The 22,697-nt window shown below is 59.7% G+C and carries 22 protein-coding genes; 11 read left to right on the forward strand and 11 right to left on the reverse strand.

The annotated features are described in order from the left end of the window. Window positions 1–7 precede the first annotated feature (7 nt). The 9 genes from paaZ (at window position 8) to FD715_RS11445 (ending at window position 7,539) form a co-directional block, all read left to right on the forward strand. Complete coding sequence (gene paaZ / locus FD715_RS11405; RefSeq protein ID WP_147109674.1) at window positions 8–2,023, forward strand: phenylacetic acid degradation bifunctional protein PaaZ; 2,016 nt, start codon at window positions 8–10, stop codon at window positions 2,021–2,023. Continuing rightward, window positions 2,013–2,759, forward strand: coding sequence for a PaaX family transcriptional regulator C-terminal domain-containing protein (locus FD715_RS11410; RefSeq protein WP_147109676.1), 747 nt, complete (start codon window positions 2,013–2,015; stop codon window positions 2,757–2,759). Before paaZ ends, FD715_RS11410 begins: the two co-directional genes overlap by 11 nt. Before the next feature lie 42 nt (window positions 2,760–2,801). Next, window positions 2,802–3,416: a ribonuclease D gene (locus tag FD715_RS11415; RefSeq protein WP_039685213.1), complete on the forward strand. Its 615-nt coding sequence runs from the start codon at window positions 2,802–2,804 to the stop codon at window positions 3,414–3,416. After that, entirely contained in the window at window positions 3,413–4,396 is a 984-nt protein-coding gene (locus tag FD715_RS11420) for an SIS domain-containing protein (RefSeq protein ID WP_147109677.1), read from the forward strand. Before FD715_RS11415 ends, FD715_RS11420 begins: the two co-directional genes overlap by 4 nt. 9 nt (window positions 4,397–4,405) lie before the next feature. Further along, a complete protein-coding gene (locus FD715_RS11425) occupies window positions 4,406–5,005 on the forward strand; it encodes a hypothetical protein (protein ID WP_147109679.1) in 600 nt (199 codons plus the stop codon). A 40-nt stretch (window positions 5,006–5,045) separates the two neighbouring features. Continuing rightward, the gene (gene lptA / locus FD715_RS11430) at window positions 5,046–5,498 is read left to right on the forward strand and encodes a lipopolysaccharide transport periplasmic protein LptA (protein WP_147110009.1); all 453 of its coding nucleotides are present in this window, start codon (window positions 5,046–5,048) and stop codon (window positions 5,496–5,498) included. Further along, window positions 5,498–6,256 carry an LPS export ABC transporter ATP-binding protein gene (gene lptB, locus FD715_RS11435; protein ID WP_147109681.1) on the forward strand — a complete coding sequence of 253 codons (759 nt, stop codon included), beginning with the start codon at window positions 5,498–5,500 and terminating at the stop codon, window positions 6,254–6,256. The genes lptA and lptB overlap by 1 nt, the downstream gene beginning before the upstream one ends. Window positions 6,257–6,474: 218 nt before the next feature. Beyond that, window positions 6,475–7,038: a ribosome hibernation-promoting factor, HPF/YfiA family gene (hpf, locus tag FD715_RS11440; RefSeq protein WP_147109683.1), complete on the forward strand. Its 564-nt coding sequence runs from the start codon at window positions 6,475–6,477 to the stop codon at window positions 7,036–7,038. A gap of 36 nt (window positions 7,039–7,074) precedes the next feature. Next, on the forward strand, window positions 7,075–7,539 hold the full coding sequence (locus FD715_RS11445) for a PTS sugar transporter subunit IIA (protein WP_147109685.1): 465 nt from the start codon (window positions 7,075–7,077) through the stop codon (window positions 7,537–7,539). Here the strand turns inward: FD715_RS11445 and FD715_RS11450 are convergent. From FD715_RS11450 to cysQ, 9 genes are all read right to left on the reverse strand, one after another. Continuing rightward, window positions 7,536–8,963 carry a sulfotransferase domain-containing protein gene (locus tag FD715_RS11450; RefSeq protein ID WP_147109687.1) on the reverse strand — a complete coding sequence of 476 codons (1,428 nt, stop codon included), beginning with the start codon at window positions 8,961–8,963 and terminating at the stop codon, window positions 7,536–7,538. The genes FD715_RS11445 and FD715_RS11450 overlap by 4 nt on opposite strands. A gap of 6 nt (window positions 8,964–8,969) precedes the next feature. After that, the gene (locus FD715_RS11455; RefSeq protein WP_147109689.1) at window positions 8,970–10,667 is read right to left on the reverse strand and encodes a beta-1,6-N-acetylglucosaminyltransferase; all 1,698 of its coding nucleotides are present in this window, start codon (window positions 10,665–10,667) and stop codon (window positions 8,970–8,972) included. Next, a complete protein-coding gene (locus FD715_RS11460; RefSeq protein ID WP_189799479.1) occupies window positions 10,664–11,650 on the reverse strand; it encodes a glycosyltransferase family 2 protein in 987 nt (328 codons plus the stop codon). Before FD715_RS11460 ends, FD715_RS11455 begins: the two co-directional genes overlap by 4 nt. 72 nt (window positions 11,651–11,722) lie before the next feature. After that, window positions 11,723–12,835 (reverse strand): glycosyltransferase family 1 protein, encoded by a 1,113-nt coding sequence (locus FD715_RS11465; RefSeq protein ID WP_147109693.1) that lies wholly within the window; start codon window positions 12,833–12,835, stop codon window positions 11,723–11,725. A gap of 37 nt (window positions 12,836–12,872) precedes the next feature. Beyond that, window positions 12,873–13,856 carry a UDP-glucose 4-epimerase GalE gene (gene galE, locus FD715_RS11470; protein WP_147109695.1) on the reverse strand — a complete coding sequence of 328 codons (984 nt, stop codon included), beginning with the start codon at window positions 13,854–13,856 and terminating at the stop codon, window positions 12,873–12,875. Between the two features lie 14 nt (window positions 13,857–13,870). Continuing rightward, window positions 13,871–14,764, reverse strand: coding sequence for a UTP--glucose-1-phosphate uridylyltransferase GalU (gene galU, locus FD715_RS11475; RefSeq protein WP_147109697.1), 894 nt, complete (start codon window positions 14,762–14,764; stop codon window positions 13,871–13,873). A gap of 128 nt (window positions 14,765–14,892) precedes the next feature. Further along, window positions 14,893–16,122 carry a glycosyltransferase family 2 protein gene (locus FD715_RS11480; RefSeq protein ID WP_147109699.1) on the reverse strand — a complete coding sequence of 410 codons (1,230 nt, stop codon included), beginning with the start codon at window positions 16,120–16,122 and terminating at the stop codon, window positions 14,893–14,895. Further along, window positions 16,119–16,919: a 3-deoxy-manno-octulosonate cytidylyltransferase gene (locus FD715_RS11485; RefSeq protein ID WP_147109701.1), complete on the reverse strand. Its 801-nt coding sequence runs from the start codon at window positions 16,917–16,919 to the stop codon at window positions 16,119–16,121. Before FD715_RS11485 ends, FD715_RS11480 begins: the two co-directional genes overlap by 4 nt. Next, window positions 16,919–17,716: a 3'(2'),5'-bisphosphate nucleotidase CysQ gene (gene cysQ / locus FD715_RS11490; protein WP_147109703.1), complete on the reverse strand. Its 798-nt coding sequence runs from the start codon at window positions 17,714–17,716 to the stop codon at window positions 16,919–16,921. The genes FD715_RS11485 and cysQ overlap by 1 nt, the downstream gene beginning before the upstream one ends. Before the next feature lie 119 nt (window positions 17,717–17,835). Here cysQ and FD715_RS11495 point away from each other — a divergent pair, with 119 nt between their 5' ends. Then, window positions 17,836–18,660 (forward strand): ABC transporter permease, encoded by an 825-nt coding sequence (locus tag FD715_RS11495; protein ID WP_147109704.1) that lies wholly within the window; start codon window positions 17,836–17,838, stop codon window positions 18,658–18,660. A 26-nt stretch (window positions 18,661–18,686) separates the two neighbouring features. Here the strand turns inward: FD715_RS11495 and FD715_RS11500 are convergent, their stop codons facing one another. Then, window positions 18,687–19,748 (reverse strand): porin, encoded by a 1,062-nt coding sequence (locus FD715_RS11500; RefSeq protein ID WP_147109706.1) that lies wholly within the window; start codon window positions 19,746–19,748, stop codon window positions 18,687–18,689. Window positions 19,749–19,970: 222 nt separating this feature from the next. Further along, a complete protein-coding gene (locus FD715_RS11505) occupies window positions 19,971–20,579 on the reverse strand; it encodes an alpha-ketoglutarate-dependent dioxygenase AlkB (protein WP_147109708.1) in 609 nt (202 codons plus the stop codon). Window positions 20,580–20,772: 193 nt separating this feature from the next. Between FD715_RS11505 and dnaK the strand changes: the two genes are divergently transcribed. Beyond that, complete coding sequence (gene dnaK, locus FD715_RS11510) at window positions 20,773–22,683, forward strand: molecular chaperone DnaK (protein ID WP_147109710.1); 1,911 nt, start codon at window positions 20,773–20,775, stop codon at window positions 22,681–22,683. Window positions 22,684–22,697: the final 14 nt, after the last annotated feature.

A 22,697-nucleotide genomic window follows, 5' to 3' on the forward strand; every position in this document is an offset into this window, starting at 1 on the left:
GGCCACCATGCGCCAGGTTCATTCATTTGCGGCGGGTGCCTGGGTGCCGCCGGGTTCAGGTGCGCGGTCGATTGCAAGCGCCATCACCGGTGACGTGATTGCCGAGGCCGGAAATGACGCGCTGGATGTGCAGGCGATGCGCGCCTATGCCCGCGATGTCGGTGGACCGGCGCTGCGCGCGATAACGTTTCATGAACGGGCCAAGATGCTCAAGGCGCTGGCGCTGCATCTGCGCGAGCATCGGAAGGTGCTCTACGACCTCAGCTTTGACACGGGCGCCACGCAGTCCGATCACCTGATCGACATTGACGGTGGGATCGGCACGATGCTGGTCTTCGCCTCCAAGGGGCGGCGCGAGATGCCGGATGCGCAGGTGTATCTGGATGGTCCGCCCGAGCAGTTGGGGCGTGGCGGTCAGTTTTTTGGCCAGCACATCTGCACACCGCTGCAAGGCGTTGCGCTGCATATCAATGCGTTCAATTTCCCGGTCTGGGGGATGCTGGAAAAGGTGGCTCCCACACTGCTGGCCGGTGTGCCCGCTATTGTGAAGCCTGCGACAGCGACGTCCTATGTCACCGAAGCCTGCGTGCGCCTGATGATTGACAGCGGGTATCTGCCCGAAGGCGCGTTGCAGCTTGTGTCGGGCGGCGTTGGCGATCTGCTGGATCATCTGGATTGCCAAGATGTGGTGACATTCACCGGGTCCGCCGATACGGCGCGCAAGCTGCGGAGCAACGCGAACTTGCTGGATAACGCGGTGCGCTTTACTGCGGAACAGGACAGTCTGAACGCGAGCGTTCTCGGGCCGGATGCCAAACCTGGAAGCGCTGAGTTCGATCTGTTCGTGAAGGAAGTGCAGCGGGAGATGACGGCGAAGGCCGGGCAGAAATGTACGGCCATTCGGCGGATTATGGTGCCAGAGGCGCAAGTGGATGCAGTGGTGGCAGCGATCCGCGCGCGACTTCAGCGCGTGACCATTAGCGACCCGCGTGACGAGGCCACGAAAATGGGTGCATTGGTCTCTAACACGCATAAAAACGACGTTTTGGAGAAGGCCGCAAAGATCGGATCAGAGGCGGAACGAGTATTTGGTGACCCGGACGATTTTGCCATGGCGGGCAGCAAGGGTGCCTTTCTCCCGCCGATGCTGTTTCACTGTGCCGACCCGGACGCGGCGCAAGCGGTGCATGATGTCGAAGCCTTTGGCCCGGTTTCGACAATCATGCCGTACCGTGATTTGGACCACGCGGCGCAGTTGCTGAACCGGGGCAAAGGATCTCTGGTCGCGTCTGTCATAACCCATGACGGCGACGTGGCGCGTGAGATCACCATGGCCTCTGCTGCGTTCCATGGACGGCTTTACTTCGACAATCGCGACAGCATGGCCGAGGCGACAGGGCATGGCGCACCCTTGCCGCATATGGTGCATGGCGGACCGGGCCGCGCGGGCGGCGGTGAGGAGCTGGGCGGTATTCGCGCAGTCAAACACTATATGCAGCGCACGGCCATTCAGGGCAGCCCCGACATCCTGACAGCCATTGGGCAACGCTGGGTGCCGGGCGGGACAGAGGCATCTGACAAACCTCACCCCTTCACGCGGGCCTTTGGCGATCTGGCTTTCGGCGACACGTTCAACAGCCCGTCGCGCACGGTGACGCTGGATGACATCGAGACATTCGCCCATTTCACCGGCGACACATTCTATGCCCACATGGACGATGCGGCCGCCAAGGCGAACCCGTTTTTCCCGGGTCGCGTGGCGCATGGGTATCTGCTGCTCAGTTTTGCCGCTGGTCTGTTCGTGCAACCCGATCCAGGGCCGGTGCTTGCGAATACGGGCCTCGACAACCTGCGCTTCATGAAGCCGGTGGAAGCAGGCGACAGCATCAGGGTGCGTCTAACGGTCAAGGCCAAGACGCCGCGGAACGATGACTATGGCGAGGTGCGTTGGCACGTGACATTGACGAACCAAGATGATGATGTGGTGGCAGAGTATGAACTGCTGACCATGAATGCCTACTGACGCCTATTCCCAAGCCCTTCAAAGCCTAAGCGACCTTGGCCCCTTGCGGGTTTGGTCCCTTTTAGTGACAGTTTTTGGCGATCTGGCGCCGGATCAGCCGCTGAATGGACCGACGCTGTCCGCCATCATGGGCGAGATCGGGATCAAGCCGGAGGCGTCGCGCGTGGCCCTGCACCGGCTGCGCAGCGACGGGTGGGTGAGTTCGGCGAAACAGGGGCGCAACAGCCTGCACAGCTTGACCGCCAAGGGACGGTCGGACAGCGATGCGGCACGCGGGCGCATCTATGGTGGCGGTCAGGCAACCGAGGCTGTGGCCATTCTGATGCAGGCAAACACGGAGCTTGATCCGACCAGGTTCGCACAGATCGCATCCCGCCTGTTTCTATGCAGTTCAACCGAACTGCTGCCATCGGACGCCATGCGCCTCGCACCCGAGAGCCTGCCCCCTTGGTTGGGATCACAGATCGAGACGGATGGGATGCGCGATGCCTACAAGTCGCTGCACGCCGTTCTGACAGACATCTCGGAAGAACTGGATCAGGACATGACGCCTGTTCAAACTGCGGCGTTGCGAGTGCTGATCGTGCATGCGTGGCGGCGGCTGACCCTGAAACACCCGGACTTGCCGCGCGCAGCGCATTCGCCCGATTGGCGGGGCCATGACTGCCGGGCGCTGGTGCAAACCTTGCTGGAGCGGTATCCGCGCCCCGCGCTGGATGCGATAAAACCCGCCTAAACCGCGCTTTCCCAAGGGCGAAACGCGCGCTATAGCGGGCGCATGACGAACCATTTGCATATTTCCGACCTGCCCGATGACCTTGATCTGGGACCGGTCGTCGCCATCGACTGCGAAACCATGGGCCTGAACCCGCACCGCGACCGGCTATGCGTTGTGCAGCTGTCGGGCGGTGACGGCAACGCACATATCGTGCAGATCAAGCTGGGCCAGACCGAAGCACCAAACCTGTGCCGCTTGCTGGAAGACCCCAACGTGCTCAAGCTCTTTCACTTCGGCCGCTTTGACATTGCCGCGATGCTGAACGCCTTTGGCGCGGTCACAGCACCCGTTTACTGCACCAAGATCGCAAGCCGCCTGATCCGCACTTACACGGACCGCCATGGGCTGAAGAACCTGTTGCAGGAAATGCTGGGCATCGACATCTCGAAGCAGCAGCAATCCAGCGACTGGGGTGCCGACACCCTGACCGATGCGCAGTTGGAATATGCAGCATCGGACGTTCTGTACCTGCACAAACTGCGCGAGGCACTGAACGAGCGTTTGGAGCGCGAGGGACGGATGGAGATCGCGCAGGCCTGTTTCGACTTCCTGCCCATGCGCGCGCGTCTGGACCTGGCGGGCTGGCCCGACACGGACATCTTCGCCCACTCATGAGCAGCAAGACGCCCTTTCTGGATACGGCGCGCCGGGTGATCCGGACAGAGGCCGATGCGCTGCGGGTGCTGGCCGACGGGTTGGATGACAGCTTTCGCACCGCTGTTGATATTCTGCTGAACGCATCGGGCCGTGTGATCGTCACGGGGATCGGCAAGTCCGGGCATATCGCGCGCAAGATCGCGGCGACACTGGCCAGCACCGGCACACCGGCGCAATTTGTACACCCGGCCGAGGCCAGCCACGGCGATCTGGGCATGGTCACACGGGCTGACGTTGTACTGGCCATTTCCAACTCGGGCGAGGCACCGGAACTGGCCAACATGATCTCGTTCTCGCGCCGGTTCGACATCCCGCTGATCGGCATCACCAAGGCACCGCAAAGCGCGCTTGGCATTGCGTGCGATGTTGTCCTGCAATTGCCGGATCTTGGCGAAGCCTGTGGCACGGGTATCGTGCCAACGACCTCCACCACGCTGACGCTTGCAATGGGCGACGCGCTGGCCGTGGCGCTGATGGAGCACCGCGAATTCACGGCCGAGCATTTCCGCGAGTTTCACCCAGGTGGCAAGCTGGGCGCGCAATTGGCCCGTGTCTCCGACCTCATGCACACGGGCACGGCCATGCCCCTTGTCAGCGAGGACACGACAATGGCCGATGCGTTGCTTGAAATCAGCGAAAAGGGCTTTGGCGTTGTAGGTGTCACGCAGACGGATGGCCGTTTGGTGGGCATCATCACCGACGGTGACCTGCGGCGCCACATGAGCGCTGGCTTGCTGGACTTGAAGGCGCATGACGTAATGACCATGTCTCCCAGAACGATAGGCCCGGATATTCTGGCGCAGGAAGCGGTCAGCATCATGAACGGGCGCGCAGGCGAAAGATCCGTGACGTGCTTGTTCGTGGCCGAGGATGACAACGGCAGTACGCCCAAGGGTCTCATTCACATCCACGACTGCCTGCGTGTGGGTCTGGGGTAAGGACATGGCATGGACAGGTATTCAAAGCTCGTCGCCTGGCTCAAGGTGCTGCTGCCGCTAGCGGCGCTTGCGCTGCTGTCCACGCTGTTCCTGCTGTCGCGCAATATTGACCCGGTGGCCTCTGTTCCCTTTGCCGAAACCGAGATCCAGGAACGATTACGGGGTCAGCAGGTGACGGCACCGTTCTTTTCCGGCACATCCAATAGCGGCGACCGCATTTCCGTTTCTGCCGGGACGATGGCAACGGCGGATGGCCAGAACAATGCGGCCACGGATCTGGCGGCGCATATTGATCTGGCGGGCGGCACACGCGTGGTGCTGTTTTCGGACCGCGGGGCCTTTGACCTGGCGCGGGGCGCGTCATCGCTGGAAGGGAACGTCGTGATCACGACATCGACGGGCTACAAGCTGAACTCCGAAGAACTGTTGACTGATTTCGAACGGATGACCGTCGAATCGCCGGGGCCCGTGAACGGCACTGGCCTTTTGGGAACGTTGGAAGCGGGCCAGATGCGCCTGGAAAAACCGAACGGCGGCGAGAATGCCCAATTGATTTTCACAAACGGCGTAAAGTTGGTATACCGCCCGCAAGAATTGGAAGAAGAATAGACCCGTGACTTTTTTGCGTGCCATAGCCTGCCTGATCCTGATGGGTCTGATCACTCCACTTTACGCGCAGGGCACGCAGGTGGCTTTTGGCGCGATCCGACAGGATACATCGGCTCCGGTAGAGGTCAGTGCTGATGAACTGAACGTAGATCAGGAGACGGGTGCCGCCGTGTTCACGGGGAACGTCGTGATCGGTCAGGGCGAGATGCGCCTGTCTGCACCGCGCGTGCTGGTGATCTATCGCGAGGATCAGGCGGGCATCGAACGGATGGAGGCGACGGGCGGTGTCACATTAGTGTCCGGTCCAGACGCCGCTGAGTCGCGCCGTGCCGACTACAGCATCGACACCGGCCTGATCATCATGACGGGTGACGTGCTGCTGACGCAGGGCCAAAGCGCCATTGCGTCCGAGCGGATGACCGTCAATCTGGAAGACGGGACCGCGCGGATGCAGGGCAGCGTCAAGACGATCCTTCAGACTGGCAACAACTGATGGCAGCCCCTGATCTGAAAGTGGCAGAAGGGTCGTCCGGATTGCGTATTTCGCACTTGCGGAAATCCTACCGCAAGAAGCTGGTGATCCGCGACTTTTCCATGGAATTGAACCGGGGTGAGGTTGTCGCCCTGTTGGGCCCGAACGGGTCGGGCAAGACCACCACGTTCTATGCCGTGGCCGGACTGGTCACGGCCGAAGGAGGCACTGTCACGCTGGACGGCACGGATGTGAGCAGCCTGCCTATGTACCGGCGCGCGCAGATGGGCATTGGCTATCTGCCCCAGGAAATGAGCATTTTCCGCGGCCTCAGCGTGCAGGACAACATCCTGGCCATTCTCGACATCACCGAACCCGACCGGCACAAACGGCGTGAGCGGCTGGAGGAATTGCTGAGCGAGTTCTCGATCGAGCATTTGCGCCGTGCCCCCGCGCTGGCACTGTCCGGGGGCGAACGGCGGCGGGTGGAAATCGCGCGTTCATTGGCTGCCAACCCCAAATATCTGCTGCTGGACGAACCGTTTGCCGGGGTTGATCCAATCTCGGTCGGAGACATTCGACATCTGGTGGCGGATCTGAAAAAGCGTGGCATTGGCGTGCTGATCACCGACCACAACGTGCGCGAAACGCTCGAGATCGTGGACCGGGCCTATATTCTGCACGACGGGCAGGTTCTTATGTCGGGAACACCCGAAGACGTCGTGCAGAACGAAAACGTGCGCCGCGTCTATCTGGGCGAGAACTTCCGGATCGGGTAACCCTGCCAGCCGCTTTTCATTGACTCCGGGTGCACTTTTGGCGTGCAATGCACGTATGGCTTTTGCACTGTCCACGATCTGCAATGTCCCCCCCCGTCCGACGGGCTTTGACATAGATCAGGGTCCAGCCAAGCCATTTCCGCAATTCTAGATACGTACGCGCCGTCAATGACTTGGTGGTCAATTCGTGCGTTGCGGACACATCAGAAGGAGCAAGAATGCAGTATCAAATCAGTGGCAAACAGATCGACATCGGCGAAGCGCTGCAAACCCATGTACGGGATGATTTGGGCGCAGTTGTGCAAAAATATGCCGAACGCCCGACGAACGCCCAAGTGGTCTTTTCCAAGTCGGCGCATGAATATGTCTGCGAAGCGACGGTGCACTTGTCTACCGGTCTGACAGCGCAGGCCAAGGCCCATGCCACTGAAATATATGCCGCTTTTGATGGCTGTTCCGATAAAATGGAAAAGCAGCTGCGGCGCTACAAGCGGCGTCTCAAGGACCATCACAAGGAACGTGCGCAGCCGGTTGAACTCTCCGGCGCGGCCTCTTATATCCTCGCTTCTGATGCAGGCGCAGACGACTCGGAGCCCGAGACGCTGCAACCGATGATCGTGGCCGAGATGGAAACCAAGATCCCATCCCTTTCGGTCGGTGAAGCGGTCATGCAAATGGAATTGGCGGGCGCCCCTGTGCTGGTGTTCCGAAACGAAGGGAAAGACGGGCTGAACGTGGTCTACCGTCGCGATGACGGGAATATTGGCTGGATCGACCCGTAAGGGATCGGTGCCACGGCGCACCGACAAGCGAGCAGAATGAATTTTGGGACCCTTTTGACACCCGAGGCGGTCAAGGTTGTGACCTCCGCCTCGTCCAAGAAACGGCTTTTTCATGAGATCGGCGATCTCATGCAGTCAGCCTATGACCTGAATGCAGCGCTGGTTGTGGAATCTCTGATCGCGCGTGAAGCGTTGGGGCCCACGGGCGTGGGCCACGGTGTGGCCCTCCCCCACGCACGGCTTGACGGGATTGAAAGCGTCATGGGTGCCTTCGTTCTGCTCGACAAACCCATCGACTTTGACGCAGTGGACCGCCAGCCGGTCGATATCGCTTTTGCCCTCTTTGCCCCAGAAGAGGCGGGTGTCGAACACCTGAAAGCCCTTGCATTGGTGTCACGGACGCTGCGCGATCCGGCGATCTGCACCAAGTTGCGCGCCAACCCGGATCCAAGCACGCTCTATGCGATCCTCAATGAGGCGAAACCGGCCCAAGCCGCTTAGGTCGGTCTCCAGTCCGTGAAACCAAACATGAGATAGTCGCGCGCATATGCGGCGCGGCACAACTCTTCGATCTGGGCGTCGTAGACGTCGATGAGTTGGTAAGGCACGTCTTGGGTCGCCGGGCCAAGTTCCGGTGCGGATACCAACCCAACCGTAGCACCCAGTTCAGCCAATTCATGCGCCATGGTCTCGCGCCTGATCAGCCTGTCCGGCAGCACAAATTCCGCAAACCCTTCGATGATTTTGGCCTGGCTCGCCCAATCGGGGTCCACGCGCACGGCGGTTTGCCCGTTCAGATTGGCCTTCAGAAACCGAAGAAACGCGGCAAACGCGTCGCGGTGTGCCACCTTATCATACGAGCTGTCGCTTGGATCGTCGGGCAACGCCATCTTGTACCGTTTGCCCAAAACCGTTCGGATGCCCGCATACCCTCCCTTGCCGGTGTTCAGGATACGATGACAGAACACCGCATGGGCGCGTTCCAGCGGATGCCGCAACACACTGAAACTGCGGTGGCCCGGATGCGACCGCATCCAATCCCGCATTTCGGTCTGCGAAAGCTTCGCCATCGGCTTGCCGCCATCAACCCGGTCAATCGCCTGCATCCAGCGCAGCGCCTGATCCTCAGGCCAGCCGCGGATGGGCAGGTACATGAGCGGTGCCGCCTGACTGGCGAAGTAAGTCGGCACGGCAGCACCGCGCCTTGGTTCGAAATTTGGGGTGCGGGTCAGGTTGAAACGATCCAGACCCGACAGGGCATCGGTCATCTGGTTGAAGTTGCTCACCTTGTCTGACAACGCGCTGGGGTTCTGGACCTTCAGGCTTTTGTCCAATGCCTCAAGGGTGCTGTCGACGCCCAGCCATTTCGCCAGGCCGTTCATCACGTCCAGGTTCTGCAAGTCTTCGTAAGCGAGGTAAAAGGCTGTCTGGCCGGACGCCTGCAGCCGGTTCAACAACGTGACCTGGAAATCCTGAAGGGCACCGAGATGCGCGGCAAATTCATCGGTGTCGAAAGTCGCCTTGCTGTCCTTGCGTGCCCGGGCGTCCGTCAGCTTCCATTGACCGGTGGCCTGCGCAATCTTCCACGACACGTAGCTGTCGACCGGGTTCCGGGTCAGGACAACCTTGGCGCATTTCGAATCCTCGACGATCTTGTCGAAAATCCGCGGGTCATGGTCGTGAAAATAGCGAAAGCCGCTCAGGTCCGGCGCTCTCCGGATCTCACGCAACAGGGTCTTTGGGTCAGTGTCCCGCGCAGACTGCGTAACACCCAGAATGTCATTATTTTTCGGGTAACCAATAAAGAAGGGGTTAAACGCCTCTCCGTGGCACGAGATACCGTCAAAGGCGTTCAGATTTGTTTCGAGAAAATTTGACCCTGTGCGCATCTCTGCGAACACAACGAAATAATCAAATTTGGCCATGTGAGGTTAACGCACCAAGTAAGGTTTGCGAGGCGGGTCCTGGGCCGCCTTTGGGCCAAGTGCCACGGGGAAATCACCCATGAGGTATGGGTGCATACCCTGATTTTTCAGGTTTTGCAGGAATTGACCAAATCCGGTCAGATTGGTGAGCTTGGGCACTTCGGACAGACGGCGGGCGCGTGTCAGGCCAATCTCGTCCAGGATACCTTGCAAAGGTTCCATCGGTGCTTCGATAAATTCGGCCATGGTCCAGGTGCGAATGCGCGCTTTGGCATAGGGGGAGCGCAGCACGTCCAGATGATCGCTTTCGATCTTTTGCAAGCGCGCCGCTTCTTTGCGAATGTCCATGAAGTTCAGATTTGACCGGAACAACGGAACAGACCACGCCCCCGAGATGACAGAAATCTGCGCGTTCGGGTCCTTCGCCACTTTCCAGACAATGTCCTGATTGTCGTCGGGGCCGAACTGAAAGCACTGACGCTCGCCCCGCGTGTTCCAGATCAGGTTGGTCAGAAACGCATTTGCATTGTAGTCGCGTGCCTCGGCGCTGTTGCTAAGCGCACCGTTCAGCGTGTTTTCCCCGTCGGCAAATTCGACGCGCTTCGGGTGGAACAGATGGCCATGCACCCGCGCACCCGTCGCCTTGGCCAGCCAGGGCTCAAAATTCTCGAATATCTCGGTAAAGCCCTGGAAGACGGAATAGGGTGCGGCTGTGACACCGTTTTCCCAATCTTCATTCGGAAACCGGCTTTGCATGTAAAGACCCGCGCGCCCACGTGTCCGACGCTCGACCGCCTTGGCGAAGATGCGGTCGATCTTGCCCGGGTTCGGCTCCGTCCGTTTCATGGCGCCTGCCGGATCCGTCAGAAACGCGTCATAGAGGCGATTGGCATGCGGCCAGATCTTGCGCGCGACAAAGCAGTCAGATCTGCGCAACAGCTGCAGGTGGTCGTCGTAGAAAATATGCGGTTTGCCCTGGAAATCGAACTTGGACAGCGTCAGGGATCGGCTTTCGATCTCGATCGAGTACTGCCGCGCCAGCGTCTGGTAGTAGCTTTCGTCGGGGATCCATACCTGCTTGAAATAGGCGTCGTATTCCTTTCGGTCCGGACCTTGCAGGATGGCCGACAGTGTTTGTCGGGTCAGGCACCACCACTGGCTGCCCATATGCGGGACGATGCCCTCGGGGATCTTACGTTTCATGCCCAGCTTGCGCTGCAGGTCGACGTATTTGTCGAACAGAAAACGGTTCCGCTTCCAGGAAAACGGGAAGCGCAGGGTAAAGCGTTCGTGGTCCAGCCCGCCGACCGTCCAGGGGACATCGGCCGTAGTAGCACTTTCGATAAAATCCGTCCTTGGACGGTCCGCGAGGTAGTCCACCAGTTCGTCTACGGGCCGCAGGGGCAAGCATGAGCCGGAAGCGAGGTACACATGCCGCACATCCGCAAACTCGGCCAGCATCAGCTCAGAGGCTGCCTGGCTCGCTGCGACGATGCCCCAGGTGCCCCATTCGCACCGGAACCGTTTGGAAAACTTGACGGTCGACACGTCGGACAACGCCTTGGCAAAGGTGTTGTAGGTCCGCTTTGGCACGTTCACGTCAACATGGATGACGACCGGACAACCACCCGTCGCCCAGAACCGCGCAGCCTGTTCGGCACGGTCCAGCGCGGTATGGACCAGCATGACAATGCCGACGCTCACGCCCAGTTCCCCTTGGACATGAGGCCCAAAATCTCAAGCTGGCGCCAATTGATGTATTTTTCTGACCATTTGCACCACAGGTCGGGATCGTCGCGCATGGTGGCGGCGTATGCCTTGTATTCAACTGACGCGGCGTAGTGCTGTTTGCGCGCCAGTTCTTCCGCCGCCTTCGCTGTGAACGTGTCGAGGAACTTGGCATGCAACAAAACGCCGGACGCCTTTTCCCCGCCCCACTCGTCAAAGACCTGGTTGAGCCCGCGCGGCAACAGCATGTGAGTCGAACTGGCATAGGCATAGCGCCTGTCCCATTTTACCAGCGGTATCTTGTTAAGTGCCGGCGCACGCGCCGGTTCGTCCGGGAAAAAGACGCGAGCCCGCGGGCCACCTTGGATCCACAGATTGCCCAGGGTGTGATTTTTGGAGATCGTGTAATTGCCGCTGTCGAACCAGCTTGCAATCTCCATCGGGTTCTGACCGGCGGAGTAGGGTTGCGCGTCAAGCCGACCCTTTGGATACATGTCCAGCAGCATGGCCGAGAACGACTTGATCGAAGAGGCGTCCAGCCAGTCCGTCAGCGCCCGCAGGGGCCGTGTGTCGCAGAACGGGTAGACAAGGAATTCATCGGGATCGACCACCAGCGTCCAATGGCCGTGCCCGTACTTCATCTGCAACCAGTTCAACCAGTCAACACCAAAGCGCGCGCGTTTATAGCTGCCCTTGGTCGACCAGACGGACACATCCGGCTGGTCAGCAAGATAATCGAGCGACCCATCCGTGCTGTCATTGTCCACGATCAGGAAATGGTTGATCCCCATCTCGCGGTAGAAGTTCAGGAAATACGGCAACCGGATCGCTTCGTTGCGCTGGGTTGAGAAACACAAAAGGTCCGAGGGTCGGATACGGTCAGTACGGTTCACAACGCGCGTCAATTCGCGTCGCTTCCGAAATGCCCGGATACGCCACCGCTTGCGCTGAAGCCTCAGCCTATATGACTGCCAAGCGCCCAAATTGCCCCGTCCTCTACCAGCCGAAGTGACCGGCCTTGTCCGCGCCTATCAGGTCAACCTTAACACAGTCTTGAAATGCGCGTCCCAACTCGGCAGTTCAAATTGGTGTTCCTGTTGCGTGCGATGCCCGGCCTTGGCCAGCGTATTGATTGTTTCAATCCACAGATAACGATCTGAAACGCTTGCGTAAATGGGTATGTCACCCAGGAACTCGGCATAGACATCAAGTGTGTTGACGACGACCGGAACACCCCGCGCAGCAGCTTCCACCGCAGGTAGTCCAAATCCTTCGGCATGAGACGGCAGCAACACGCCCGCTGCCCCGTTGATCAATGCAGCCAAAGCGCCGTCGCTCAACCCGGAAACCTCGCGCACTTTGCTGTCTGCGCCCAGCGCATCGAGGCGGGCAAATACGGCTTCGTTCTTCCACCCACGACTGCCTGCCAGGACCAGACCGGGCGCATCCGTACCCATCTCGTCCCACAGATCCAGAAGAAAGGCGTGATTTTTGCGCGGTTCGATGGTGCCGGGCGTGACAAAGTAGGGGGCGTTTGGCGGCAGGCCATCGGGCAGTTCCGTTGGTCGGGGCGCAGCAATGTCCGTTCCCAAATGCGCAACAATAGACGGCGGTACGCGCCGCACCATCTGCACCTCTGCCCGCGTTCGGGTGTCCGTTGAATTGTAGATGATCAGATCAGCATGCGCTGACACACGATCAATCATGGCGCGAAATGGGGCAACGGATCCGTCGCGCTGGTACTCTGGGAACTCCAGCGGAATGACGTCATGGATGAAGACCGTGATCGGAATGTCAGCACGTTTCATCGCGCGCAACACGCGGTCCGTGACGTTTGAGTGGCCCGTGTTCAGGTAAACGGTTCCGACAGGCAAACGGCGGCGCAACATGCGCGGCAAGGCAAAGGGCACACCGCGCGCGACCGCGGCGCGGCGTACGGTCCACCACACGCTGGCTGTATCGCCCGAGTCTGAACCACCGGAAAGAAGGGGTGCCACAGTCGCAACACCCTGTGGATCAAGCAGAATGTATCCCAGCTTTGACCGTATCAGCCCAAAGACAGGCTCGGGCGCATCCTGTAGCGCGCGCAGATAGGCCAGCTCGACGCGGTCCACCCCGGTCAGAACACGCCCAACACGGCGCATCAGCCGGGTCAGGTCCAGCAGGCGCGCAGTGGGGGGCTTATGCGTCGTAGTGCCCAGTTTGGTGCCATCTCCAGGCGTCTTTGATCATCGTTTCAAGCGTGGACCGTGTGGGCGTCCAGCCCAGTTCGGCCTCTGCCCGTGTCGATCCGGACACCAGTTTGGTGCAATCGCCCGGCCGCCGGGCGCCATCAACATATGGCACGCTCTGATTGGTGACGGCACGGGAATGATCAATCACTTCGCGCACCGAAAACCCGCTGCCCGTGCCCAGGTTGAACACCCGGCTGCCCTTGCCGTCCTGCAACCACTGCAGACCCAGAACGTGGGCATCCACCAGGTCACAGACGTGGACATAGTCACGAATACAGGTCCCGTCCGGTGTGTCATAATCGGTGCCGTAGACTGTCAGCGCGTCGCGCTTGCCTGCGATGGCATCCAGCATCAGGGGAATCAGATGTGTCTCGGGCTGGTGGAACTCTCCCACCTCACCGTCCGGGTCGGCGCCCGCCACGTTGAAGTAACGGAAAATGACGTGTCGCAGACCATAGGCGGCCTCGAAATCCCGCAGGATGTCTTCGATTGCGCGCTTGGACGCGCCATAGGCATTGATGGGATGCTGCGCGCTGTTTTCATCCAGAACGACATTGTCCTGATCGCCATAGGTGGCGCAGGTCGACGAAAACACGAAATCCAGACAACCGGCCGCGACGGCGGCTTCGATCAGGGTCAGAGACCCAATCACGTTGTTGCGCCAGTACCGGCCCGGATCCTGCATGCTCTCACCCACTTGGCTAAGAGCGGCAAAGTGCATCACGGCGACCGGTTTGTACTCGGCAAACGCCGCGTCCAGTGCCGCCCGATCCGTCAGGTCACCCTGCACGAACGGCCCGAACTTGACGGCGTCCTGCCAACCGGTCTCAAGATTGTCGAAGGTCACCGGGACAAGGCCAGCGTCCCGTAAGGCCTTGCAGGCATGGGAGCCGATGTATCCGGCCCCGCCCGTAACAAGCACATTCACCACGTTCCGCGTCCGCCCTATTCGGCTGCCTTGTCCATCTGTACGACATCCCGAATGTATCCAAGCAGATCGTCACGCAGTTCTTCGCGCGCGAGACCAAAGGCGACGGTCGCTTGCAGAAAGCCGGATTTTGATCCGCAATCGAACCGTTGGCCGCGGAAACGATAGCCGAATACGCCGTCTTCGCCGCCGATCTCGTTTGCAATGGCGTCGGTCAACTGGATCTCTCCGCCGGCGCCGGACTTCATCTGGTTGAGCGAGCGCAGAACCTTCGTGGTGAGGATGTACCGGCCAATGACAGCAAGGTTCGAAGGTGCCTCTCCGGGCGCGGGCTTTTCGACCATGCCTTTGGCCTCGACCAGCTGACCCATATCTTCCTTGATGTCGAGCACACCGTAGGACGAGGCACGCTCTGGCGGCACTTCCATGGCCGCGACCACGTTGCCGCCGGTCTCACTGTATGCTTCAACCATCTGCTGAAGGCACGGTGTATCCGCTGCGATCACATCGTCCGGGAGGATCACGGCAAAGGGTTCATTGCCGATCAGACGGCGGGCACACCATACCGCGTGACCCAGCCCAAGCGCCTTGTGCTGACGGATGTAGGCAATGGCGCCGCTGTCCATATTGGTGCCTTTCAGCACCTCCAAAAGCTCGTCTTTGCCCTTCTTGCGCAGCTCTTGTTCCAGCGTTGGCGAATGATCGAAGTAATCTTCGAGTGCGCCTTTGCCCCGCGACGTAACAAAGATGAACTCCTTGATGCCGGCAGCGCGGGCTTCATCAATGGCGTATTGAATCAACGGACGATCGACCAGCGTCATGATCTCCTTGGGCACCGACTTGGTCGCGGGTAGAAATCGCGTGCCCAAACCCGCAACCGGGAAGATCGCTTTTGTGACTTTCTTTCTCATAATCATCCTCTGAACAAAAATGCACTATCGGTTTGGAGGTGTCTTATCATTAAAACACGTTCGAAAAATGTCCAATTCGTGAACCATAGTTACCATCGGACAACTGTTGCCGGTTCACCCAAAACGCGTCAAATTATCAGCCTTTGTTTGCCGATGCGGCGCGTTTCCGCCGCCACACGCTCAGAAAAAGTAAACATTCTAAACAAGGAAGCTTCTCGCACAGAGCGGCCAAACAAGCCACCCCGTTGTTCCCAGTACCCGGCAGGATCAAAGCGGACGGTGTGATAGCGGACCGTCGGCGAAAACAAGAACAACGTAACGATGGCACCCCCGCGTGCGCGTTCTGCCGCTTCGGCGCGTAGCCGTCTGCGCTGCCAGGTGCGGCCAGCCAGAACAACCGACTCGCGCTTTTCGACGGGAAACGCCTTAAACGCGGACATCGGGCTGTTCGATATCTGGGCGCCGCCACGCTGGCGCATCAATCCCTGGCTGTAGCCCTGATCCAGACGGGTCATCAGATAGCGCACATCCCGCGGCAGAAGCCTGCCCGCGGTCATGTGTTCCAGGACGCGTTTGCGCTCGTGGTCGCGGATATGCCGCCAATGATCTCGGCGCGGCGCCTCCTCCATGTATTTGCGTTGGAAAACGGCCCAGCTGGACCCGATATCGAAAAGGTCGCGCGGGGCGCGGTCGCTACGACGGCGCGGACTTGCGGCAAAACCATGATGCACCTCGGCCAGGGGAACCAAAGCTGTGGCATAGCCCGCCCGCTTGAGGCGCAGGTTGAGGTCGGTTTCATCCAGATAGAATGCAAATCCGGGATCAAACCCTTCAAGGGCGACCAACACGTCACGACGCACCGCCATGTTTGTGCCTTCGGTTTTGATCGCGCGGCGCCCTTTCGGGGTCAGAACGGTGGCGCGGTGGGGGCTGACCTCCAGCGCTTCGGTTGCGCCGGTTTCATCGACTGTACGCGCCTGCCATTGCCATGAAATTCCATTGCGCCCCCGCACAAACCCACCCATCGCGGCCACGTCGGCCCGCGACGCCGGGGCAACAAGCTGGTGCAGCCAACTGGGTTCTGGCACCGCGTCATCGTCGATGAAGGCGACGATTTCGCCAGCCGCGTGGCAAACACCCAGATTGCGCGCTTCGGAGATGTTGGCGCGGTCAAAGCCAATCAGCTTGACCAGATCGGCAAATGGGCTTGCCTGGACCGCGGCACAACCCGGCGGATCGGCAATGACGATGACCTCGAAATCGGAATACTGAAGTTGCGACAGGCCCGTCAGGCACCAAATCAACGCGTCCGGCCGGTCGCGGCTCACCACCACAACACTGACCTTCGGGTGGGTCATGCCACACCCATCTCCGCCATCATGGCTTCGATCTTGGGCACGTCCGCGGGATTGTTCAGCTCCCAGAACTGGCGACCGCGCGCCTCGACCTCGACACAAAGAACCTGCCGCCCGTTTTCAAGGAAGCGAAGTTGTTCCAGCCCTTCAAGGGTCTCGAGCGGGCCAACCGTCCAACCCGGATAGGCCGCCAACGCATCGGGCCGATAGGCGTATACACCAACGTGATGAAACACAGGCGTGTCCGCGTCGTCGGCGTATGTCTCATTGGTGAACGGAATCACTTCCTTCGAAAAGTACAGCGCCTGACCGGACGCACCGAAGACGGCTGTCGTGCCACCGACGCGTCCCGCTTTGCGGTCCTCAAGGAAACCGCGCAGCGTGGCGCCGTCACAGCGCAGCACAGGCGTGGCAATTTCTGCCTCGGGTGCCGCGTTCAGCCCGTCCACCAGACCTTCGATAAACCAGGCGGGGGTCAGGGGCGCGTCGCCTTGCAGGTTGACGACCACATCGAATCCGCCACCCAACGCTGCATGGGCTTCGGCGCAGCGCTCCGTCCCGTTCTGACAATTTTCGGACGTCATGACGACTTCGGCCCCGAACGCCGTCGACGCGTCCGCGATCCGATTATCATCCGTCGCAACGACGACCCGGTCCACGCCACGCACCGCCATGGCGGCCCGCCAGCTCCGTTCGATCAGTGTTTGTGCAACGCCGGTGGCGCCCGTCAGCGGAACAAGCGGCTTGCCGGGATAGCGGGACGACGCATAGCGGGCAGGAATGGCGATCAGAACCGGCATCAGGCGGGTTTCAGATCCACCGCTGGCGCATATGCAATGAAGAACGGGTTCGCATAGCCGTCCTTGCCGTAGACAAGCGGCGTATGGTCGTCAAAGCGCACAACCTTGCCGCCCGCACCCGTCAGGACGGCATGACCCGCGGCAGTGTCCCATTCCATCGTGCGACCGACGCGGGGATAGATGTCAGCCTCGCCCGTCGCGACCAGGCAGAACTTCAGCGACGATCCTGCGCTCTTCATATCCTTGACGGCATATTTGTTGATATAGTCGTCCGTCGCCTGATCGCGGTGCGATTTAGAGGCAACGACCATCAAGGCGGCGTTGTCACTGTCAGCCACGGACAGCGGCGTCACATCGCCCACGCTATCCTTGTCCAAGGCGCCGGTTTCTTCGACCGTTTGACCGTCTGCCTGGGTGTAGAACATGCGGCCCTTGGCCGGGGCATAGACGACGCCGCGTGTCGGCACGCCATCTTCGACAAGGGCGATATTGACGGTAAAGTCGCCGCGCCGGTGCACGAATTCCTTGGTCCCATCTAGCGGATCAACGATCAGAAACGTTGTGCCGGTCGTGTCGTGAGTGGCCGACTGTTCTTCTGTCACCAGCATCACGTCTGGAAACGCAGCGCGCAGACCTTCCGAGATCAGCGCATCAGCGGCCTCATCCGCCTCTGTCACCGGACTGTCATCGGATTTGACTTTCACATCGAAGTCGTCCGCGTCATAGATCTCCATGATCTTGTCCCCGGCCTCGAGTGCAAGTTTCCGGATCACCGGAATCAAATCGTCATAGGTCATCAAAAGGTCTCCATTGTCGGGCATTTGTTGAAAACGGGCCGCGTGCTCCTTATGCTGGCGCGATAACGGAACGGCAAGATTTCCCTGCGACTTTCGCGCGGCACGAGGCAGAACCGCACATGTTTCAATCAACACGCAAACCGCAGACGGGCCTGGGCAGCGCCGTCGCAATGTTCGAGGTGATCTATCACTCGATCGTGCGGAGCGTGCGGAAAAGCCACAATAATGCGTTCATGGCCATCCTGATGAACATGCTTCAGGCGGCGATTTTCGTATTGGCGTTCTACGTTATGTTTTCGATACTCGGCTTGCGCGGCGCAGCGATACGCGGCGATTTCTTGCTGTACATCATGACGGGCATTTTCCTTTACATGACGCACACAAAGTCATTGGGGGCCGTCGTCGGGGCCGAAGGACCAGCAAGCCCCATGATGCAGCACGCACCTATGAACACGATCGTTTCGATTTGCTCGGCGGCGCTGGGCGCGCTCTACGTGCAGGTGCTGTCGCTTTTTGTGATCCTGTTCATCTATCACGTTGCTTTTACGCCCATTCACATCGAACAGCCCTTCCCGGCCTTCGGCATGCTGTTGATCGCGTGGTTCACCGGCTGCGCGTTGGGGGTTGTGCTGCTGGCCATCAAGCCCTGGTTTCCGACCTTCGTGTCGATTTTTACGCAGATCTACCAACGCGCCAATATGATCGCGTCGGGCAAGATGTTTGTCGCCAACACCTTGCCCAGCTTCATGCTGGCCATGTTCGATTGGAACCCCCTGTTCCACGCCATCGACCAGTCGCGGGGCTTCACCTTCATCAACTACAACCCGCGCTATTCCAGCTGGGAATACGCATGGTGGGTGGGCGTGATCCTGCTGATGGTCGGGTTGATGGGTGAGTTTTACACCCGACGCCACGCGTCGATCAGCTGGAACGCGCGGCGTTAGGACCCCACGTTCCAATCTGATTCCGATCAAAAGCTCCAACGCGCGCCAATGATGTAAGACGACGCATCCTGGTACTGCGCACCGGTGGTGTCAGAGTAAGAATAGTCGCGGTACCCGAAATACGCTTCGATGTTCTGACGGTCAAAGTCCTGCACGACGGCGATGCCGAACGAGTCAGCGTCGTCACCGTCTGATACCGCGTCGGACCCGGCAAAGTAGTCGAGCGACAAGGCGGTTGATCCTACATCAAGCCATTCGGCCTGATACCCGACCTTGGCATAGACGTAGTTGCCCGCGGTATTGCGATCACCTGCAGAGAAGGAAAAGTTGAACCCGCTTGGCAACTCAACGGCGATGGACCCGAACGTGTCTTCGCGATCATCGCTGCCCGGTCGCTCGCGCACCGAATAGCCGATCCCCGCCGAAAACTCGGTCGCGCCTATGTCGCCCTCGTAACTGAAGGCGATATCATAGAATTCGTCGTCGTTGTCGTCAGTCAGGATATTTTCACCCGCCGCCAGCGACAGGGTGAAGCCATTGAACTCGGGTGTGTCATAGCGGATGCGCCCCGCGCGTGTGCCATCAAACGTTGCGAAGGCATCGCCGATTTCGATCCCCGTCAGCGCACCTGCCGTATCGCGCAACTCAAAACCGCCAGCGATGTCGCCGATGGCAACAGAGGATGCTAGCCCGGTGCCAGAGGCATCAAACTGACCGATGCCGTCTGACGCCATGCTACCCTGACCCAAATAAAATGTCCCGAATTGGGCAGTCCGGTAGATCAGATCGACATGCCGCAGGTTGGTCTGATCCCAATCGAAGTCATCTGGATCCGAGGTCTGGCTGAAATCATCGCTGGAAGCAAAACCGAGTGATGTTTCGAACCGAAAGGTCAATTCATCTTCACCGAACGAGCGGCTCAGGCGAAAGCCCAGGCGTGATGTTGATGCGGCGTTGTCGGTGAATTGGCTGTTTTCATCCTGTCCGTCGTCAAAGGATGTGATGCCAAAGTTCAGGTGACCATAAGGCGCGAATGTCGCACCGCCGGGGGACTCGTAAACTATGTCAGCGGCAACAGGTGCTGCCATGAGGCCGGTCAGACCGGCAAAAACGGGGATAAGTCTGCGAGAGTGTGTCACGAGATGTGTCCAGTCATAAAGTGGCGCCACAGGCGAACGCTTTTGTTCACGCAAAACCGGTGCCGCGTGGATGGGAACGTCATGTCGTCAAAGCGCGGGGAAGTGAGGTTGCCGCGCGCACCCTCGACCTATGAACTGAACTGTACGGTTCAATAACGTGTTATCAAACTTTTACAAATCTGCGTGCACTACCCGGCAGGTCAGATTGATGCGCCCACCTTTCGGCAGCAGCGAAGACGACCCAAAACGGATGCGATCCACGCCGTGATAGGTCAATCGAGCCTCACCACCCATCACTACCACATCCCCACTTTTCAGCCACAGCGATTCTGTTTTGCCGCCGCGTGTCGTGTTCCCGATCCGGAACAGCCCCGCATCGCCAAGTGACACCGACAGGACTGGCCATTTGAAATCCGCCTCATCCTTGTCCTGGTGCATCCCCATCCGCGCGACTTCCCCATAGTAGTTGATCAGGCAGCAATCCGGCATCCGATCAAGACCGGTCAAATCCGTCCATAGCGTCAGGACAGCTTCCGGAATCGCTGGCCACGCAACACCACTCGGATGCTGCGGCGCATAGCGATACCCGGACCGATCAGCATACCAGCCCACGGACCCGGCGGACGTCATGCGCACCGACATCGGCTTGCCATAGGGCGTCTCGGGCGAAAACATCGGCGCCGCCTCGACCACCTGACGCACGTCCGACACAAGTGACGCTTGCGCGGCCGGGTCCAGATACCCTTTGTAAATCTCGAATCCCCGCACCGTGACCCGCATCGCGCTTGTCCCCCTCAATATGTAGACATTTTGGCCTTTCGCACCCTGTCAGAATGGTTGCAGCGCCTATATCCCCTCCTTATATACGCCGCAGCGCGCACGAAATCGTGCGCAAACCTATGCGGGGCGTCGATGCCGAAACGGGTCGCCGCCTCGTGTCATCGCCTTGAACTGATATGAGGGATCGAAAAACATGGCTAAAGTCATTGGTATTGACCTTGGAACCACCAACAGCTGCATCGCCATCATGGATGGCAGCCAGCCCCGCGTGATCGAAAACGCGGAAGGCGCGCGGACAACCCCGTCCATCGTCGCTTTCACCGAAAACGAACGTCTCGTCGGCCAGCCTGCCAAACGGCAAGCGGTCACGAACCCCGACAACACCATCTTCGGTGTCAAGCGCCTGATCGGCCGCCGCAACGACGACGCGGATCTGGCCAAGGACAAGAAAAACCTGCCCTTCAACGTGATTGACGGCGGCAACGGCGACGCATGGGTCGAAGCGCGTGGTGAGAAATACTCGCCCAGCCAGATCTCCGCCTTCATCCTGGGCAAGATGAAAGAGACCGCCGAATCGTATCTCGGCGAAGAGGTGACGCAGGCCGTCATCACCGTCCCCGCCTATTTCAACGACGCCCAGCGCCAGGCCACCAAAGACGCCGGTAAGATCGCGGGCCTCGAAGTGCTGCGGATCATCAACGAACCGACGGCCGCCGCACTGGCCTATGGCCTCGACAAAGAGAACAGCCAAACCATCGCTGTCTACGACCTTGGCGGTGGTACCTTCGACGTTACCATCCTCGAAATCGACGAGGGCCTGTTCGAAGTGAAATCCACCAACGGCGACACGTTCCTGGGTGGTGAAGACTTCGACATGCGCATCGTCAACTACCTCGCTGACGAGTTCAAAAAAGAACACTCGGTCGACCTGACAGCGGACAAGATGGCGCTGCAGCGCCTGAAGGAAGCCGCCGAAAAGGCCAAGATCGAGCTCTCCTCGGCCAACCAAACCGAAATCAACCAGCCGTTTATCTCGATGGGTTCGAACGGCCAGCCGCTGCACATGGTCATGAAGCTGACCCGTGCCAAGCTGGAGCAACTGGTCGGTGACCTGATCAAATCCTCGATGAAACCCTGCCAGGCCGCTCTGAAAGACGCCGGGCTCTCCGCCTCGGACATCGACGAAGTGGTTCTGGTCGGCGGTATGACCCGCATGCCCAAAGTGATCGAGGAAGTGACCAAGTTCTTCGGCAAAGAACCCCACAAGGGCGTGAACCCCGACGAAGTGGTTGCCATGGGTGCGGCTATCCAGGCCGGTGTTCTGCAAGGTGACGTGAAGGACGTTGTTCTGCTCGACGTGACCCCGCTGTCGCTGGGCATCGAGACGCTGGGTGGCGTGTTCACCCGCCTGATCGACCGCAACACCACGATCCCGACGAAGAAATCTCAGATCTTCTCGACCGCCGAGGACAACCAGAACGCCGTGACCATCCGGGTCTTCCAGGGTGAGCGCGAAATGGCGTCCGACAACAAACTGCTGGGTGCGTTCAACCTCGAAAACATCCCGCCCGCCCCACGCGGCATGCCCCAGATCGAAGTGACCTTCGACATCGACGCCAACGGCATCGTGTCGGTCGGCGCGATGGACAAGGGCACAGGCAAGGAACAGAAGATCACCATCCAAGCCTCCGGTGGCCTCTCGGACGAGGACATCGAACAAATGGTGAAGGACGCCGAGGAAAACGCCGAAGCCGACAAGGCCCGCAAGGAGCTGGTCGAAGCGACCAACCAGGCCGAAAGCCTAATCCACTCGACCGAAAAGTCGCTGGAAGAGCATTCGGACAAGGTCGACCCGACCACGGTCGAAGCGATCGAACTGGCCATCGCCGCGCTCAAGGACGAGCTGGAAAGCGAAAACGCCGACAAGATCAAGTCGGGCATCCAGAACGTGACCGAAGCGGCCATGAAACTGGGCGAAGCGATCTACAAGGCCGCGCAGGAAGACGGCGACGACGAGCCGCAGGCTGCGGACGAGCCCCGCGCCGACGATGACGACATCGTCGACGCAGAGTTCGAAGATCTCGACGATAACAAACGCGCCTGATTTTGGGCCTCAGA

Origin of the sequence: Tateyamaria sp. syn59, from assembly GCF_007995245.1 — a bacterium.
Taxonomy (GTDB): domain Bacteria; phylum Pseudomonadota; class Alphaproteobacteria; order Rhodobacterales; family Rhodobacteraceae; genus Tateyamaria.

Bases quoted from the DNA above. Each gene is read 5' to 3' on its own strand.
- cysQ (WP_147109703.1), bottom strand. From the start codon at position 17,716: ATGACCTATGACGATTTGATTCCGGTGATCCGGAAACTTGCACTCGAG.
- lptB (WP_147109681.1), top strand. From the start codon at position 5,498: ATGGCAGCCCCTGATCTGAAAGTGGCAGAAGGGTCGTCCGGATTGCGT.
- hpf (WP_147109683.1), top strand. From the start codon at position 6,475: ATGCAGTATCAAATCAGTGGCAAACAGATCGACATCGGCGAAGCGCTG.
- FD715_RS11410 (WP_147109676.1), top strand. From the start codon at position 2,013: ATGCCTACTGACGCCTATTCCCAAGCCCTTCAAAGCCTAAGCGACCTT.
- paaZ (WP_147109674.1), top strand. From the start codon at position 8: ATGCGCCAGGTTCATTCATTTGCGGCGGGTGCCTGGGTGCCGCCGGGT.
- FD715_RS11480 (WP_147109699.1), bottom strand. From the start codon at position 16,122: ATGACCCACCCGAAGGTCAGTGTTGTGGTGGTGAGCCGCGACCGGCCG.
- dnaK (WP_147109710.1), top strand. From the start codon at position 20,773: ATGGCTAAAGTCATTGGTATTGACCTTGGAACCACCAACAGCTGCATC.
- FD715_RS11425 (WP_147109679.1), top strand. From the start codon at position 4,406: ATGGACAGGTATTCAAAGCTCGTCGCCTGGCTCAAGGTGCTGCTGCCG.
- FD715_RS11495 (WP_147109704.1), top strand. From the start codon at position 17,836: ATGTTTCAATCAACACGCAAACCGCAGACGGGCCTGGGCAGCGCCGTC.
- lptA (WP_147110009.1), top strand. From the start codon at position 5,046: ATGGGTCTGATCACTCCACTTTACGCGCAGGGCACGCAGGTGGCTTTT.
- galU (WP_147109697.1), bottom strand. From the start codon at position 14,764: ATGAGAAAGAAAGTCACAAAAGCGATCTTCCCGGTTGCGGGTTTGGGC.
- FD715_RS11420 (WP_147109677.1), top strand. From the start codon at position 3,413: ATGAGCAGCAAGACGCCCTTTCTGGATACGGCGCGCCGGGTGATCCGG.
- FD715_RS11415 (WP_039685213.1), top strand. From the start codon at position 2,802: ATGACGAACCATTTGCATATTTCCGACCTGCCCGATGACCTTGATCTG.
- FD715_RS11450 (WP_147109687.1), bottom strand. From the start codon at position 8,963: ATGGCCAAATTTGATTATTTCGTTGTGTTCGCAGAGATGCGCACAGGG.
- FD715_RS11500 (WP_147109706.1), bottom strand. From the start codon at position 19,748: ATGGCAGCACCTGTTGCCGCTGACATAGTTTACGAGTCCCCCGGCGGT.
- FD715_RS11505 (WP_147109708.1), bottom strand. From the start codon at position 20,579: ATGCGGGTCACGGTGCGGGGATTCGAGATTTACAAAGGGTATCTGGAC.
- FD715_RS11445 (WP_147109685.1), top strand. From the start codon at position 7,075: ATGAATTTTGGGACCCTTTTGACACCCGAGGCGGTCAAGGTTGTGACC.
- FD715_RS11485 (WP_147109701.1), bottom strand. From the start codon at position 16,919: ATGCCGGTTCTGATCGCCATTCCTGCCCGCTATGCGTCGTCCCGCTAT.
- FD715_RS11465 (WP_147109693.1), bottom strand. From the start codon at position 12,835: ATGCGCCGTGTTGGGCGTGTTCTGACCGGGGTGGACCGCGTCGAGCTG.